We start from the raw sequence: 14,239 nt of genomic DNA, 5'->3' as shown, positions 1-14,239 counted from the left end.
CCGTAGTAAGTCTTGCCATTCTTGACTATCTTACCACTTGTGCAGCTGGGGCAGATGAGCATGTTTTGAGAGTTTTGTCACTATCAAGATAGTGATTTTGCTCCACTGCATTTTTTAGGTTTATCCATCCTTACATTTGATACACCGCCAAAAATAGAAGAGTTAACCTTATATCAGATCGACTTGCTTAAACGAGTGGAAAAACTTGAAGCGGAACTTGCTACAAAAGAAAAATAATTCTGGTGTAATTTATCCTCAGAGTAAACTTTTTATTAGGGTCGTGCTATTAGGAACGGCCAGAATTTTTTGTATTCAAATACCCCCCAAATGATTAAAAACTTACTTTTATTTATCGCTGCTTTATGTGCAGTAAGTCTCTCCGCCCAGCCCGAACTGGTCATTGATTACAATACCGGTGCTGAAGATGGCTTCGAATGTTCCCTGTGTACAGAACAACAAACCGCCCGGGTACGCACCGGCGTAGTAACGGTTGCGACATCCGAAAGCACCGGAGCGGAACCATGTCTGCTCATCGAAGGGCAATTCGCGCTGTTAAAAGACATCAACCCCGGAGCAGAAGACAGCGGGGTTAAGTTTCTTACCTCCCGCAACGGCTTTGCGTATTTCGCAGCTAAAGACCCGGTCAACGGTGGTGCCGTCTGGGTATCTGATGGCTCCGAAGAAGGTACTACGGTCTTCTTCGACCCTGACCCGGAGAATACGACCTCAAGCATCACGGCAATGGAGTTCGGAACCAACGGTGCATTGTACCTTACGCTGGGAACGACGCTCTACCGCTTCTTCGACGGAGCCGGCACCCAACTTGCTACCAGTGTAACGTTGAGTACCGACCGTGATAACTTCCCCGGAGGCTCCATTACGCCGTACAACGAAGGCATTGCTTACGTAGCCAATGGCTCCGAGCAGTTCACCGGTGGTCTGTTCTATGCTACCGATACCGTCCGACGCCTGGCCTTCATTCCGGGCCAGAGCAGCTTCGATCAGGCTTTCGCGCCAAGGGCGGTGAACGGCAATTTGGTGTTTAGCCTGGATGCTTCACTCAGTAGTCCCGAGCGGAGGTCTTCTTACGTCTACGATGCAGACACCGATACGTTGCGTCGCTACCTGAACGACGAAGGTGAGAGCCTGTTCGTTGAGCGCTGGTACGAGATATCCGACAGCTTACGGATCGGTCGTGTTCAGAAGGACATCGATACGGACGACTACTACGTCTTTAATGGTATTGATGAACCCGTTAAGCTATTCGGAGAAGGGCGTTTTGCGCTCGCCGCCCGCCAGACCGCTCCGGCTGTCAGGATTGGAGACACTCTGATGTGGCAAACGGAAGGAGGTGTTTTCAGCGATATTGCAATAAAGATTACCGATGGCACCGAAGCGGGAACCTCTACCGTTTTTGCGAGCACGAGCGCCGAGTCCGTTACTAATTTACTCCATTCCGGAGGCTACGTTTTTTTTGTTGCAACCCTTAGTTCCAGGCGTGGACCATTGGACTTCTACCGCTACGAACTGGCAACCGGTGAATTGGTGAATTACTACAGCACCACAATGCTTGAAACTTCGAGTGCTAACTACTCCTTACAGTTACTCGACGTGCAAGACAGTCAGCTCTATTTTGCGGGTAACATTGATCCTGATCTGGGACGGGAAATTTACCGGATTGACGTAGGCGTAGAGGTCGTTTCGGTTCCGGGCCTGCGAACTGCACCTGCGCTCGACGTTACCCTTACGTCGGAAAATTATACTGTCAATACTCCGGGTTCCGGTGTTGCCAACGTAACCGTCCTTAGTCTTGATGGACGGTTGATCTCGCGCGGCACCGCCAACGTTAACTCCGCAACTGCAATTGACAATTATTCCGGTATTCGGATTTACGTCTTTGAATTTGGGGGTAAGGTGGCAATTCGCCGGGTGCTGGGTAGATAGTACATCCAGGAGGCAACCGATTTCAGTAGGAAAAAACGCACCATCCGGATTTCCGGGTGGTGCGTTATTGTTTGGCTCTGAGGGCGCGAACGCAGGTGCAAAGATGGTTTTACGAAGCGTTCGGACGGCAGATCCTGGTCGTTATGCTACGGAGAAGTGTTATCTTGTCCACGATGTCCAAATCCAATAACAACCCATGTTCCCTGAGCCCCAACTAATAAACGGAGAAGCAGAGACTGTAGCCTATCTGTCTTCTCTGAACGCAGATGTGGAAGCCGGGAACCTCGTTTTGCTTCCTCCCGACAACTTTCATAAAGAGACCAATGCTCAATGGATTAACCGCCGCTACCTCGACAAGCGCACGGGCGAAATCTTTCGGGTGAAAGGGCGAATGGGAGGCCCGGGCAATCAATTCTCGCTTGAGCGGAAAACCTTCAGGACGAAAACCGTAAACCAGGACGGCTCTCTGGCTATAGATTCGACCTATATGGTGCGCTATTACAAGCCACCGCTGTTCGGGCATTTTTCCGTTCATCTGGAGATGACACCCCCGAAACCTGAGGCCGTCGGAAATACGCTCACCATTGATTTCAGTAAACACCCTCATCATTACAGCAAGGAGGTAAACCGGCAGGTGGTTGAGTCGATAGTGATTAGCGCTATTGCGCGTGTTTTTGCTGTCCGGCGGTCGCAGTTTTCCAGTGCAAGGGTGGTGGTGAAAGATTTAAGGGTTCATCATATTGACACCGGTTTTGATGTTCTTGATTATGTGGTAAGGCGGTGCCTGGACCAGGCATTTGACGACGGTGCGGAGCAGCCCGGCGTTGTCATTAATGATGGGATGACGGTGAAAAAGATAAGTATGACGGGAAGCGGAGCGATCGACATAAAGGTGATCAACGAAGAAGCCTGATAACTTCACCTTGCATCCTGCGGCCGCGCCTGAAAACAAAACGCCCGGCTGCTTCCTGAGAAACAACCGGGCGTAATACCTTCTGGCGTAGAATTTTACTTCTTAAGCGCAGCAAGAATTTCCTTCAACAGGTCGTTGTCGGATGGGCCGGGATCGGGAGCTGGAGCTTCTTCTACTGCAGGCTCTTCGGTAGCCTTATTGTAAGCCTTAACGATCAGGAAGAGGATGAAGGCAATGATCAGGAAGTTGATGATCATCTGGATGAAGTTACCGTAACGGATAGCTGCGCCAGCGGTAACGGTTCCGTCTTCTGCAACAACGTCCTCAGACAGCATGTACTTCAGCTCGGAGAAATCAACGCCACCCATTGCCTGCCCGATGGGAGGAAGGATGATGTCGTTAGTGAAAGAGGTAACAACTGCTCCGAAGGCACCGGCGATGATAACCGCCACGGCCAGTTCGAGCACGTTGCCCTTCATAATAAAGTCTTTGAATTCCTGAATCATTTGAAATTGTGTATTGCGCCGCCTGAGCGTACGCGGGTGAGTAGTTTGAAGGCAAAAGGTAAGACTTAATCAATAATTATACACGAATAAGGAAAAAATGGGTGTTCAGAAACTTTAAATACTACCGTAAACGGTCTGCACTGCGGACAAGTTTTTCGTCTTTTTTAATGAAGTTGCGCGCTAAAATCCCGAAAACAAGGATAAGTATCGGAAAGGCAATGCCTACATCGGGAGTTACGGCACCGGCTAGTTTTGCCCCCATATCATTGTAAAAGCGGAAAACCCCGTAACCGGTTCCTGCCAGAGTGAGTACCACCGCAAGCATGCTGAGTTTCATTTGCAGCGGGCGGTTACGAAACAGAAAAATATCGGCGAGGAAAATTACGCCCGCAAGGGCGAAGATGCCAATCAGGACAGGGTCGTCGAATACGTTGAAGCTGCCATCCTGGAAAAGCGCACTGTCGTTCAATTTAGTCTCGCTGTCGGCAGCGTCTGTTCCGAAGAGACCGAAACAGAAGCTTGAAGCAAGTAAAAGAAAAACAGATTGAAGACGTTGGATCATTGGTCAGTAATTTTTGGCGAAGATAGGGCCGTTGTAGTTTACGGCCCACATGTTGTTTGCGTTGAGTTGATCGGAGGCTTTTTTTAGGGCTCAGTCAACCCCTGTTATTTTAGAATAAGCTTGCGTTTGAACCGACCGACTTGTACCTTTCCTCAACCTGCAACCTGTTCGCGTGTTATCTTCGCGTCTCAAATAATTGCCAAGACAACTAAAAGTCTCAATCATGCCTAATACAGTATACATCTGCGCCGCTGTGCGTACTCCAATCGGCTCCTTTGGGGGTGTTTTTTCATCACTGACGGCCCCTCAGTTAGGTGCTGCCGCCATCAAATGTGCGCTGGAAAAAGCCGGCGTGGCTCCGGACCAGGTTCAGGAGGTACTGATGGGCAATGTGGTTTCTGCCAATCTCGGTCAGGCTCCCGCCCGGCAGGCGGCGCTGGGCGCCGGCGTTCCCAACTCCGTTCCCTGTACCCAGGTAAACAAGGTTTGTAGCAGCGGCATGAAAACAGTAATGCTTGGTGCTCAGTCCATCATGCTCGGGCACAACGACCTGGTGGTTGCCGGCGGAATGGAAAGCATGAGCAACATCCCGTACTACGTACCCGACGCCCGCTGGGGCGCGAAGTTCGGCGACCGTAAGCTGATCGATGGCCTCAGCAAAGATGGCCTCACCGATGCGTACGACCAGAACGCCATGGGCGTCTGCGCCGACGCCACTGCGGTGAAGTACGAGTTCAGCCGCGAAGATCAGGATGCTTACGCTATTGACAGTTATAAGCGCTCCGCCGCAGCAACCGAAAGCGGAGCTTTCGCGGACGAAATCGTAGCGGTAAACGTACCTCAGCGCCGGGGAGACGACCTGATCGTTACGGAAGACGAAGAATTCAAAAAAGTGAAATTCGAGAAGATTCCTTCGCTACGCCCGGCTTTCTCGAAAGACGGAACAGTTACGGCGGCCAACGCCAGTACGATCAATGACGGTGCGGCAGCGCTGGTGCTGGTCAGCGAAGAAAAAATGAAAGAGCTCGGACTGAAGCCCCTCGCTAAAATCCTGGCTTTTGCCGACGCTGCCCACGAGCCACAGTGGTTCACGACTGCTCCTACTCTCGCAGCGCCGCTGGCGCTGCAGCGCGCCGGACTGAAAATGGAAGACATTGACTTCCTGGAAGTCAACGAAGCTTTCGCCGTTGTGCCTATGGCTTTCGGCAAAGAGCTGGGCGTTGATCGTGAGAAGATGAACGTGAATGGCGGCGGTGTTTCGCTCGGTCATCCGCTCGGAACTTCCGGTGCACGGATCATCGTTACCCTCATCAATGTCCTGCGGCAAAAAGGCGGTAAGTACGGCCTGGCGACGCTCTGCAACGGTGGGGGAGGAGCCTCGGCTGTTGTGATCGAAGCGGTGTAGTTGCTTCATTAACGTATATGTAGCCGGCAGTGCCGCCGCACGTTGTCGCCTGGATGTCAGGATGCTCTCGTGCAGCGGTGCTGCCGTCTGTATTTATGTGTGTTGTTTGCTGTGGGCTACGGGCAAAATCCGGTTATCCAAACAGCTCGTGATACACACCGATCTGCCATCACATTCTACCCATCCTTTACTTTTTCATATCTTGCCGTCATGAAGAGACTCTGCCCTGAATGCGGCGAGGAATACACTGGTCGAGCCGATAAGAAATACTGTTCGGCGGCCTGTAGAGCTGCTTACCACAACCGGCAAAACGCTGAAGAGCTGGCCTTTCAGCGTAACGTTAATAACATCCTTCGACACAATCGAAATGTGCTGGCGGAGTTGAATCCGGACGGGAAGGCTAACGTTCGTAAAGAGCGCCTGATCGACCGTGGGTTCAAGTTTCGGTATTTCACCAATCAGTACGTTACCCGCAACAATACCCTTTATCATTTCTGTTACGATTACGGTTACCGTGTAGACGCCGATGACAGTGAATGGGTCTTCCTGATCAAACGCCAGGAATACGTCGAGTAGCGCTTTTTGCGGAAAAACACAAAAGCGGCCGCGGACACATTCTCTAACAGACTAACAAATTAAACAATGGTACCAAAGAACGATCATCTCTGGGTTGGCCTGGTGGTTTCTATCATCATTCCTGCCATAGCATACGTTTTGCTTCTGCAGCTACAGGCAATGATCGGAGAGGGGGCAGGTAAAGCCATTTCCTTCGAACTGAGAACGGTTGCCCTCATTGCGATCTGCCTGAACGTGATGCCGCTGAATTATTTCAGGAAGACGTACCGCAACCGGAGTTTGCGGGGCCTTGCCACCGGAACCATGATTCTGGCCATGGCCTGGTTTTTCTACTTCGGCCGCGACCTGCTGGGGTAGGGCGGTTGTTTACCCAAAAGAAGGTATAGTCTGTCAACACTTCGTCCGGAGTGAGGGACCTGCGGAGGCGGAGACACAGCTGATGTCTTGACTCCTTGTGCTGGTTCTGGTATAAGTCAAAGTAGTTCGGTATAGCTTCTTACAAAGAACAAGAGAGCGACTCCTGCTGGAATCGCTCTCTTAAATTAGCCGGATATCAGATGATATATTGGGTGTTCTCATCTTTCGTGAACGATCCGGGAGAAAGTAAAATATATTCGCAATACTCTCATGAGATAATGATCCTCATACTTGAGGTAATGTCTGTAAATCGTTCTATACCTAAAAATAAATCTGAGGTCGAATTTCATGAAGGCGGAAGCAAAGGTAATCCGATTGATCGTTCATATTGCATATCCGGGGATCTGCTTACGGACCGGAGTATATAACTTATTTAACGGTCTTAGATAGGATCTAAAACTGCTCAAGTTGCTGTTTTTCCCGGTCCTGATCGGTGGAATTGCCCACTTTTGCTGGCTGTAACTCTGTTTCGATGGCTTTCAATTGCTCCAAAGCAAGGTGATTGGTGAGGTCGTGGTGGCTGGGGACCAGCGATACGTAGCCCGCCTGAAGCGCATTGGCATCGGCGTCTTCGCTGGCTTCGTTATTGACAAACTTCCCGGTGAGCCAGTAGTAAGGACGGCCGCGGGGGTCTTCACCCCTCACGTATTCTTCGACCCAGCGCGCCTCGGCCTGGCGGCAGACCTTGATGCCCCGGATCTGATCGGCGGGCAGGTTAGGAATGTTGACGTTGTAGAGGTTGCCTTCAGCCATGCCGTTGGTCAGCACATGGCTGATCAGTTTTTCTACGTAAGGGACGCAGACGCTGAAGTCGGCATCAGCTTTATAGTCCAGGAAGCTGAAACCGATGCTGGGGGTTCCTTCCAGGCTGGCCTCCATGGCGGCTGAAAGGGTACCGGAATAGATGATGTTGATGGCTGCGTTTGAGCCGTGGTTGATTCCGGACACGCAGAGATCCGGCATCCGGCCGTTAAGGAGAACAGACTTAGCGATCTTGACGCAGTCGACGGGTGTACCACTGCATTCGTAGGCTTCTACCTCTTCTCCGAAAACATCGCTTTCGCGTACGAAGACCGGGCGCTCGATGGTAATGGCGTGGCCCTGGGCCGACTGAGGACTATCGGGCGCAACAACAAGTACGTCGCCGAATTTGCGGGCGGAGTTAACGAGTGTTTTAAGGCCGCCGGCGGTAATGCCGTCGTCGTTGGTAACTAGTATCAGGGGCATGGGGATAAGGTTTTCGGAATGAGTAAATATGGTAAAGTCGTGACCGGGGCATAAAGTTCCTGCTTTGCTCCTTTAACCGTTTCATTGCACCTGCGGCCGCGCCTTCGTACTTTCACCCCATGGCAAAGAAGCAGAAAAAACAACGGCCCTCCAAAACGGCAGAGTTGCCCCGGCACAATGCTGGCGATAACAGCCCGAGTGAAACAAAGGATTTGCCCTGGTTTCGTAAAACGAAACTCCAGGCACTTGTTTTGTTTGTACTCGCCGCAGCAATTTACGCCAATACGCTGGGACACGATTTTGCCCTCGATGATGCCATCGTAATCACGGAGAACAGCATCGTTAAAAAAGGAGTGTCCGGGTGGGGCGAACTCTTTAGTCACGACACATTCTACGGATTTTTCAACGACGACTCAAAGGCCAGCCTGGTGGCTGGCGGCCGGTACCGTCCGCTCACGCCCGCCATGTTCGCCCTGGAAAGGCAGATCAGCAGCGGCCCTTTTCTGCACCACCTGCTCAATGTACTGTGGTACGGTTTGCTGGTGGTAGTCGTGTTTTTATTTGTGCGCGACCTGGCCGCAAAGCAGGCACGCCTCCCGTGGTGGTTCGCACTGGCTGCTGCAGCTCTTTTTGCCGTTCATCCCCTGCACACCGAAGCGGTGGCCAACATCAAAGGCCGCGACGAAATAATCGCGCTGTTGGGCGCCGTTGGCGGAACCTGGCTGATTTTTCGTGCGGCCGAGCGACAGCGTTTTTTGGGCGCGGCCGCAGGTGCAATGCTCGTTTTTTTAGGATGCCTGGCGAAAGAAAACGCCCTGACCTTTCTGGCCGTGATCCCCGCCGTATTGCTCATCTTCGGCGACCATAAAAAAGGCTGGGGACGCCTGAATTACGTCCTTCCTGCCCTCGGAGCGGTAATCCTGTTCCTGGCTATCCGGTCATCGGTCATCGGGCTTTCTCTCGGAGAGCCGGTAATGGAACTCATGAACAACCCTTTTCTGGAGATGAAGAACGGGAGTTGGGTGCACCTTTCCACCGGAGACCGGCTGGCAACAGTGATGCATACCCTGTGGGAATACATCCGGCTGCTGTTCGTGCCTACCGGACTGGTTCACGATTATTACCCTATGGCTGTGCCCGTGAAGTCCTGGACCGAAATCACGCCATGGCTGGGGCTGCTCCTGCACGCAGGGATGGCCGTTTTTGCGCTGCTGAAGTTTCGGAGCCATCCGTTCGTTGCGCTGGGGATTCTGATTTACCTCGCTTCGCTGTCTATCGTCAGCAACGTTTTCTTTAGCGTTGGTACCAATATGTCGGAACGTTTCCTGTTCATGCCGTCCCTGGGCTGGGCAATTGCGGTAACGGCCCTCATCGCCCGTGGAGTCCGCAAATTTGGCAGCGCGGTGGCTTATGCTGTTCCCGCTTTGGCGCTGGTGTTTTCGGTCCTCACGATCGTTCGTAACCCGGTTTGGAAAGACAACTTTACGCTCTTTACCACGGATGTGGAAAAGCAGCCCAACTCCGCCAAACTGCTCAACGCTGCCGGCGGGGTGAAAGTAGATCGCTTCCAGCAACTGAGTGCTACGGAAAAACCGGGGCAGATCAGCCTGCTCACCGAAGCTGCGGATCATCTGACCCGGGCCATAGAAATTCACCCGACCTATAAGAACGCTTATCTGCTGCGCGGCAACGCGTACCTCCTGCAGGACAACTACGACGCGGCGATTGCTGATTACGACCAGGCGCTGACCCTGGATGGTGGATACCAGGCAGCCACCGACAACCTTGTGATTGCGCTCACCGCAGCAGGTAAGGATGCCGGCGAAGCAAAGGGAGATCTGGCGGGAGCATTCCGCTACCTCCGCCGCGCCGAGCAGCTTGCGCCGGATAACTACGAAACCCTGCGGTTATTGGGGGTCGCCTACGGTGTGTCTGGTCAGACCGCCGCGGCGATTAGCTATTTCAAGCGCGCCTCGGAAGTGAACGCTAACGATCCTGACGCCCGCTGGAACTACGCAATTGCGCTGTACAACGCTGGCCAAACGGATGCCGCAGAGGTCGAGTTTCAGGCCGCAGAGCGGTTGAAGCCGGGCATCCGTCGGGAGCGGGCTGGGAACTAAGATCGTTGCTCCAAGCGAGGTTTTTACTGGTGCTCAGATCAGCTGTGTTTCACGCCGTTCAGGACCATTTGCTCAGCAAAAGATAGACGGCCGCTCCCAGCGCAACGGCGACGTTCATTGAAGTGTTTTGCCCAAACATGGGCAGGTGAACGCTGCTGTCGCAGAGCGCGAGAAGTTCCGGCGGGACGCCGTGGTCTTCTGCTCCGGCTACGAGGATAACTTCCTGGTCGGAAGTCAGCACGGCTTCCGGGAGCTGGTATTGAAGTAAAGACTGACTTTCGTCGGTGATCTCCAGCGCAATGATATAGGCACCTTCGTCTTTGGCCGAACGCAGCAGCGCAGCGGGGTCGGGGCTGCTCGTATAAGGTACACTGCGAACGGTAGACCTTGCCGTCTTATCAATCTTGGGGTTGGGAGGTTGGGGAGTGGAGCCCGCCAAAAGTAAGCCGGCGAGACCCGCAGCATCGGCCAGCCGAAAAGCTGAGCCTACGTTGCGCGGATCTCGCCAGTCCGGGCAAAGCAACCGGATAGGGTAGCGCTTGCCGGAGTTCTTTATTTCATGATGCTCCAGTTGGCGCATAGAGGGTAGAATCGGAAGTAAGTTATCACCCGAATTTCAGGATGAAATAAAACCAAGGGTTGCCTGAGGTAATTAATCGGTGAAAGAGATCAGGTCGATGTCGAAGATCAGGTCTGAGTTCGGGCAGATCGTTCCGGTCCCGCTGGTGCCGTAGGCGAGGTAAGAAGGAACGTAGAGCCGGATCTTTCCTCCGGCACCGATAAGGCGGATGCCGATTTGCCAACCACCGATCAGGCGCTCAAGGGGAAACCGGATGGCCTCGTCAGAACTGTCGAATACTTCATCGTTGGTTTGCCAGCCCTCGTAGTTTACGACTACGTCTGCGTCGGCGGCAGGTTTGTCTTCTCCACCTGGCTGGATGATGGTGTAACGCAGGCCTGAGTCTTCGTCGGTTTCAGGCGTCAGGTTGTTGTCCAGCAGGTATTGGTCCATGCTGATGAGGCCTTTTTCTTCGAAGCAGGTTTCGTCCTGGCATCCCATCGCCAGGAAAAGCATGGCGGCAAACAGTGTGATGTAGAGTTTCATGTTGATTTTTATTTATAAGGGAACGCAAAGGTACGTTGGTCCGCTGTCTGTCCGCTCATCTTATTTAGATAAGAATTACAGCGTCTGGCCGACATAAGGGCTTGTCGTAGCCGGGCGAAGTGGTGTTGTCTGGAGGATTACCGGCCAGAAAACCTAACTCATAAGTAGTGTGGTAGAGAACCTAATACTTGCGCTCAATCATTGGTGCATCTGCTCCCGGCCCGCTTTCGGACTTCCGGATTTCGTCCAGCCGGTCGCGGCAACTGGAGCAACTGCCGAGGTGCTCACTGAACCGGCGCTGGGCTTTAGGGTCTGACTTTTTAGTGCGGCCGGCCCAAAAGTCGGCCAGTTCTTCATCACTTAAGTGACGAAATGCACCCAGAACTTCTTTTCCGATGTAGTAGATGATGGCAATTGCTGCTACGAGAACGATTATTTTTCCCATAGTGCGAAGGTACGACAATGCTCAGTTTCATTCGCTTGTCCGGAAAAGGAAGGTTTTGGTCGGAAAAGGATCTGGGTAATTCAGCCTCCCGCCGTACATTGCGTCATGTCCGTGATTAATAGCGACACGATTAAAAAAGATGCGGGAAGTTTTCTCGACCGACTGGGCCACACCCTGACGCAAAGGCCGTTCTACCACGCAGGTGGCTGGTTAGCGTTTTTTGTATTCCTCGTGCTCATGCAATGGAGAATCGGGGATTTTTCCTTTGGCCTTTCGGTGGCAAGCGAAGCAATCAATGTCGTTTTCTACATCATTATCGTTTATATCAACCTGCTGTACCTCTTTCCGCAGTACCTCAAAAAAGGGCAATACTGGACGTACCTGTTGCTGCTGATTGGGGTGGCGCTGATCTTCACGCCGCTTAAGCTGGTCTTGAAGTACTTCCTTTTCTCCAAGGTCGGCAGTATTCAGGATGATATCCTGAACAACCTCTACGCTTACTTCTTCAGTACGTTTCTGGTCGCGGCGCTAAGCACCGTAGGGAAAATCATGATAGACTGGATTGTCCAGAACCGCAAAAAAACCGTTACCGAGAACGAGAGCATGCAGTCTGAGCTGCGCTTTCTTAAGAGCCAGATCAATCCGCACTTCCTTTTTAATACCCTCAACAGTCTTTACGCACTGACCCTGAAGAAAGACGATAAGGCTCCCGACATCGTCATTAAGCTTTCCGAGATGATGCGGTACATGCTCTACGAATGTAACGAGCCCCGCGTCCCGCTAAAAAAAGAGATCAATTACCTGCGGAACTACCTCGATCTCGAGCGTTTGCGCCAGCGCAAAGGAATAGACATTCAGCTGAAAGTGAACGGTAATGTCTCCGATCAGATGATCGCGCCACTGATGCTGATCCCTTTTCTGGAGAACAGCTTCAAGCACGGGGTAAACGCCAACATCAAAGACGGTTTTGTGGTCGCTACGCTCAACGTAGAGCCCCGCGCGGTTCATTTTATTCTGGAGAACAGTAAAGGCTCCCAAATGCCGAGCCAATTGCACGGTTCCCGCCCCAGTGGAGGCATCGGGCTGGTCAACGTTCGTCGGAGGCTCGACCTGTTGTACAAAGGCCGCTATGAGCTCAATATCCGGGAATCCCCGAGCACCTATGCCGTCCACCTCGACCTTGAACTGGCGCCCGCGCCCATTGCAGAACTTCCCGCCCAGACGGTCGGCTCCGCCGGAGAGAGCAAGAATGTATTCCGCTAGACAGTATGTTTTTAACATCCGTTTAACGATTATCCAGCCAGATTGGTCGACCAAGTTTGACCTCCCCCTCTAACACCCTTAATATCGCAGTATGATACACGCAATTATAGTTGACGACGAGCCCCTGGCTCAGGATATTCTCGAAACCTACCTCGAGAAAATTCCCCAAATTGAACTGATCGCTAAATGCGACAATGCCTTTGAGGCCAACGACGTACTGAAAGACCGGGACGTAGACCTGATGTTTCTTGATATCAATATGCCTCAGCTCACCGGTACCGATTTTCTGAAGGGGCTTACCGACCCGCCGGTAACCATCTTTACCACTGCTTACCCAAATTACGCGCTCGAGGGCTTCGAGCTCAACGCCCTCGATTACCTCGTAAAGCCCATCAGTACCGAACGCTTCCTGACGGCCTGTAACCGTGCCATCGAACAAGCGGAACTGAAACAAAAAGCTAATGCCGGAGAAGTAGTAGAGGAGAAATCCGGAGCTGATTTCTTCTTCGTGAAGGCCGACAAAAAGCTGGTTCGCGTTAACCTCGCAGACATCGTTTACATCGAAGGCCTCAAGGATTATGTCATCATCCGCATGCCGGAAGATCGCGTAATTACCCTCCAGACGATGAAGTCACTCGATGAACGCCTTCCGAACGCTAACTTCCAGCGTATCCACCGCAGCTACATCGTGAACCTGAACCGCATAGAGGCGCTTCATGGTAACATGGTAGAAGTAAAAGAGAAGGGCAAAACGACCTCTCTGCCGGTTGGTAAGTCTTACCGGGAAGTTTTGGCCAGCCGGATTGAAGGGTTTAAGCTCTAAGGAGTAATTTCACTTGATCAGCAAACGAAAGCGGTTAATCACCTCAGAGGGTGGTTAACCGCTTTCTTAGTCTTGTAATAATTTTTATGCGTCTTTACTTTGTTTGAAAAATTAAAGTTGGATTAATTTGATCTGGCGGAATTTTAATTAAGTTTGTGGTGTAAATAATTACACTATGAAAAAGTACATCGCAGAATTTATTGGAACTTCGTGGCTCGTCCTGGGCGGCTGCGGAAGTGCTGTCTTAGCCGCCGCGTTCCCCGGGCTCGGTATCGGGTTTGTGGGCGTTGCTCTGGCTTTCGGCCTCACGGTAGTCTCAATGGCCTACGCCATCGGGCACATTTCGGGCTGTCATCTTAACCCGGCGGTATCGATCGGTTTATGGGCTGGAGGGCGTTTTGACGGCAAAGAGCTTCCGGGCTATATCATCGCCCAGGTTCTGGGTGGTGTTCTTGGCGCTGGTATCCTCTATATGATTGCCAGCGGAAAAGCGGGCTTTGAAGTCGGCGGCTTTGCCGCCAACGGTTACGGAGAGCATTCTCCCGGCGGTTATTCCATGATGGCTGCGCTGATCTGCGAGGCGGTGCTGACTTTCTTTTTCCTTTTCGTTATCCTTGGTTCTACTTACTCCAAGGCTCCGCGTGGACTTGCAGGATTGGCCATTGGCTTGTGTCTTACGTTGATTCACCTGATCAGTATTCCGGTTACGAATACTTCCGTGAACCCTGCGCGCAGTACCAGCCAGGCGCTGTTTGCGGGCGGCTGGGCCGTTGAGCAGTTGTGGCTTTTCTGGGTCGCGCCCATCGTGGGGGCACTCGTTGCGGGCTTCCTTTACAACTACCTCTCTCCGGAAGAGGAATAAGAAACGTGTCGTAAAGGCTTCAAAAATGAGGGCTTCCGTATACTTTCAAAGTGTACGGAAGCCCTTTGCTG

General features: G+C 52.2%; 15 protein-coding genes. 9 read left to right on the top strand and 6 right to left on the bottom strand.

What is annotated here, in order from left to right; all coding sequences use genetic code 11:
* Positions 1–327: 327 nt before the first annotated feature.
* Both FUA23_RS19265 and FUA23_RS19260 read left to right on the top strand, forming a co-directional pair.
* Positions 328–1,944, top strand: coding sequence for a hypothetical protein (locus FUA23_RS19265; protein WP_147932402.1), 1,617 nt, complete (start codon positions 328–330; stop codon positions 1,942–1,944).
* 196 nt (positions 1,945–2,140) lie between these two features.
* The gene (locus tag FUA23_RS19260) at positions 2,141–2,857 is read left to right on the top strand and encodes a hypothetical protein (RefSeq protein WP_147932401.1); all 717 of its coding nucleotides are present in this window, start codon (positions 2,141–2,143) and stop codon (positions 2,855–2,857) included.
* Between the two features lie 95 nt (positions 2,858–2,952).
* Here FUA23_RS19260 and mscL read toward each other — a convergent pair whose 3' ends face one another.
* Together mscL and FUA23_RS19250 are read right to left on the bottom strand one after the other, a co-directional pair.
* The gene (gene mscL / locus FUA23_RS19255; RefSeq protein WP_147932400.1) at positions 2,953–3,363 is read right to left on the bottom strand and encodes a large conductance mechanosensitive channel protein MscL; all 411 of its coding nucleotides are present in this window, start codon (positions 3,361–3,363) and stop codon (positions 2,953–2,955) included.
* Positions 3,364–3,484: 121 nt separating this feature from the next.
* On the bottom strand, positions 3,485–3,925 hold the full coding sequence (locus tag FUA23_RS19250; protein WP_147932399.1) for a DUF4293 domain-containing protein: 441 nt from the start codon (positions 3,923–3,925) through the stop codon (positions 3,485–3,487).
* A gap of 223 nt (positions 3,926–4,148) precedes the next feature.
* On the opposite strand from FUA23_RS19250, the gene FUA23_RS19245 reads away from it, so the two are divergent.
* The 3 genes from FUA23_RS19245 to FUA23_RS19235 all read left to right on the top strand — a co-directional run bounded on the left by FUA23_RS19245 (position 4,149) and on the right by FUA23_RS19235 (position 6,263).
* Positions 4,149–5,330 (top strand): acetyl-CoA C-acyltransferase, encoded by a 1,182-nt coding sequence (locus FUA23_RS19245; RefSeq protein ID WP_147932398.1) that lies wholly within the window; start codon positions 4,149–4,151, stop codon positions 5,328–5,330.
* 210 nt (positions 5,331–5,540) lie between these two features.
* Complete coding sequence (locus FUA23_RS19240) at positions 5,541–5,906, top strand: hypothetical protein (RefSeq protein ID WP_147932397.1); 366 nt, start codon at positions 5,541–5,543, stop codon at positions 5,904–5,906.
* Between the two features lie 66 nt (positions 5,907–5,972).
* A complete protein-coding gene (locus tag FUA23_RS19235) occupies positions 5,973–6,263 on the top strand; it encodes a hypothetical protein (protein WP_147932396.1) in 291 nt (96 codons plus the stop codon).
* A 453-nt stretch (positions 6,264–6,716) separates the two neighbouring features.
* Here the strand turns inward: FUA23_RS19235 and surE are convergent, their stop codons facing one another.
* A complete protein-coding gene (surE, locus tag FUA23_RS19230; protein ID WP_147932395.1) occupies positions 6,717–7,550 on the bottom strand; it encodes a 5'/3'-nucleotidase SurE in 834 nt (277 codons plus the stop codon).
* A 119-nt stretch (positions 7,551–7,669) separates the two neighbouring features.
* Between surE and FUA23_RS19225 the strand changes: the two genes are divergently transcribed.
* Positions 7,670–9,670 (top strand): tetratricopeptide repeat protein, encoded by a 2,001-nt coding sequence (locus tag FUA23_RS19225; protein ID WP_147932394.1) that lies wholly within the window; start codon positions 7,670–7,672, stop codon positions 9,668–9,670.
* 58 nt (positions 9,671–9,728) lie between these two features.
* On the opposite strand, the gene FUA23_RS19220 is transcribed toward FUA23_RS19225, so the two are convergent.
* The 3 genes from FUA23_RS19220 to FUA23_RS19210 all read right to left on the bottom strand — a co-directional run bounded on the left by FUA23_RS19220 (position 9,729) and on the right by FUA23_RS19210 (position 11,220).
* On the bottom strand, positions 9,729–10,250 hold the full coding sequence (locus FUA23_RS19220) for a TrmH family RNA methyltransferase (protein ID WP_147932393.1): 522 nt from the start codon (positions 10,248–10,250) through the stop codon (positions 9,729–9,731).
* 72 nt (positions 10,251–10,322) lie between these two features.
* On the bottom strand, positions 10,323–10,775 hold the full coding sequence (locus FUA23_RS19215; RefSeq protein WP_147932392.1) for an FKBP-type peptidyl-prolyl cis-trans isomerase: 453 nt from the start codon (positions 10,773–10,775) through the stop codon (positions 10,323–10,325).
* 181 nt (positions 10,776–10,956) lie between these two features.
* Positions 10,957–11,220: a hypothetical protein gene (locus tag FUA23_RS19210; RefSeq protein WP_147932391.1), complete on the bottom strand. Its 264-nt coding sequence runs from the start codon at positions 11,218–11,220 to the stop codon at positions 10,957–10,959.
* Between the two features lie 105 nt (positions 11,221–11,325).
* Here FUA23_RS19210 and FUA23_RS19205 point away from each other — a divergent pair, with 105 nt between their 5' ends.
* From FUA23_RS19205 to aqpZ, 3 genes are all read left to right on the top strand, one after another.
* A complete protein-coding gene (locus FUA23_RS19205; protein WP_147932390.1) occupies positions 11,326–12,483 on the top strand; it encodes a sensor histidine kinase in 1,158 nt (385 codons plus the stop codon).
* A gap of 91 nt (positions 12,484–12,574) precedes the next feature.
* Positions 12,575–13,306 (top strand): LytR/AlgR family response regulator transcription factor, encoded by a 732-nt coding sequence (locus FUA23_RS19200; protein ID WP_147932389.1) that lies wholly within the window; start codon positions 12,575–12,577, stop codon positions 13,304–13,306.
* Between the two features lie 175 nt (positions 13,307–13,481).
* Positions 13,482–14,168 (top strand): aquaporin Z, encoded by a 687-nt coding sequence (aqpZ, locus tag FUA23_RS19195; RefSeq protein WP_147932388.1) that lies wholly within the window; start codon positions 13,482–13,484, stop codon positions 14,166–14,168.
* Positions 14,169–14,239 lie beyond the last annotated feature (71 nt).

Origin of the sequence: Neolewinella aurantiaca (genome assembly GCF_008014675.1) — a bacterium.
GTDB classification, from domain to species: domain Bacteria; phylum Bacteroidota; class Bacteroidia; order Chitinophagales; family Saprospiraceae; genus Neolewinella; species Neolewinella aurantiaca.
Note: the sequence above shows the minus strand (reverse complement) of the source record. Positions and strands in the feature narration are given on the sequence as shown.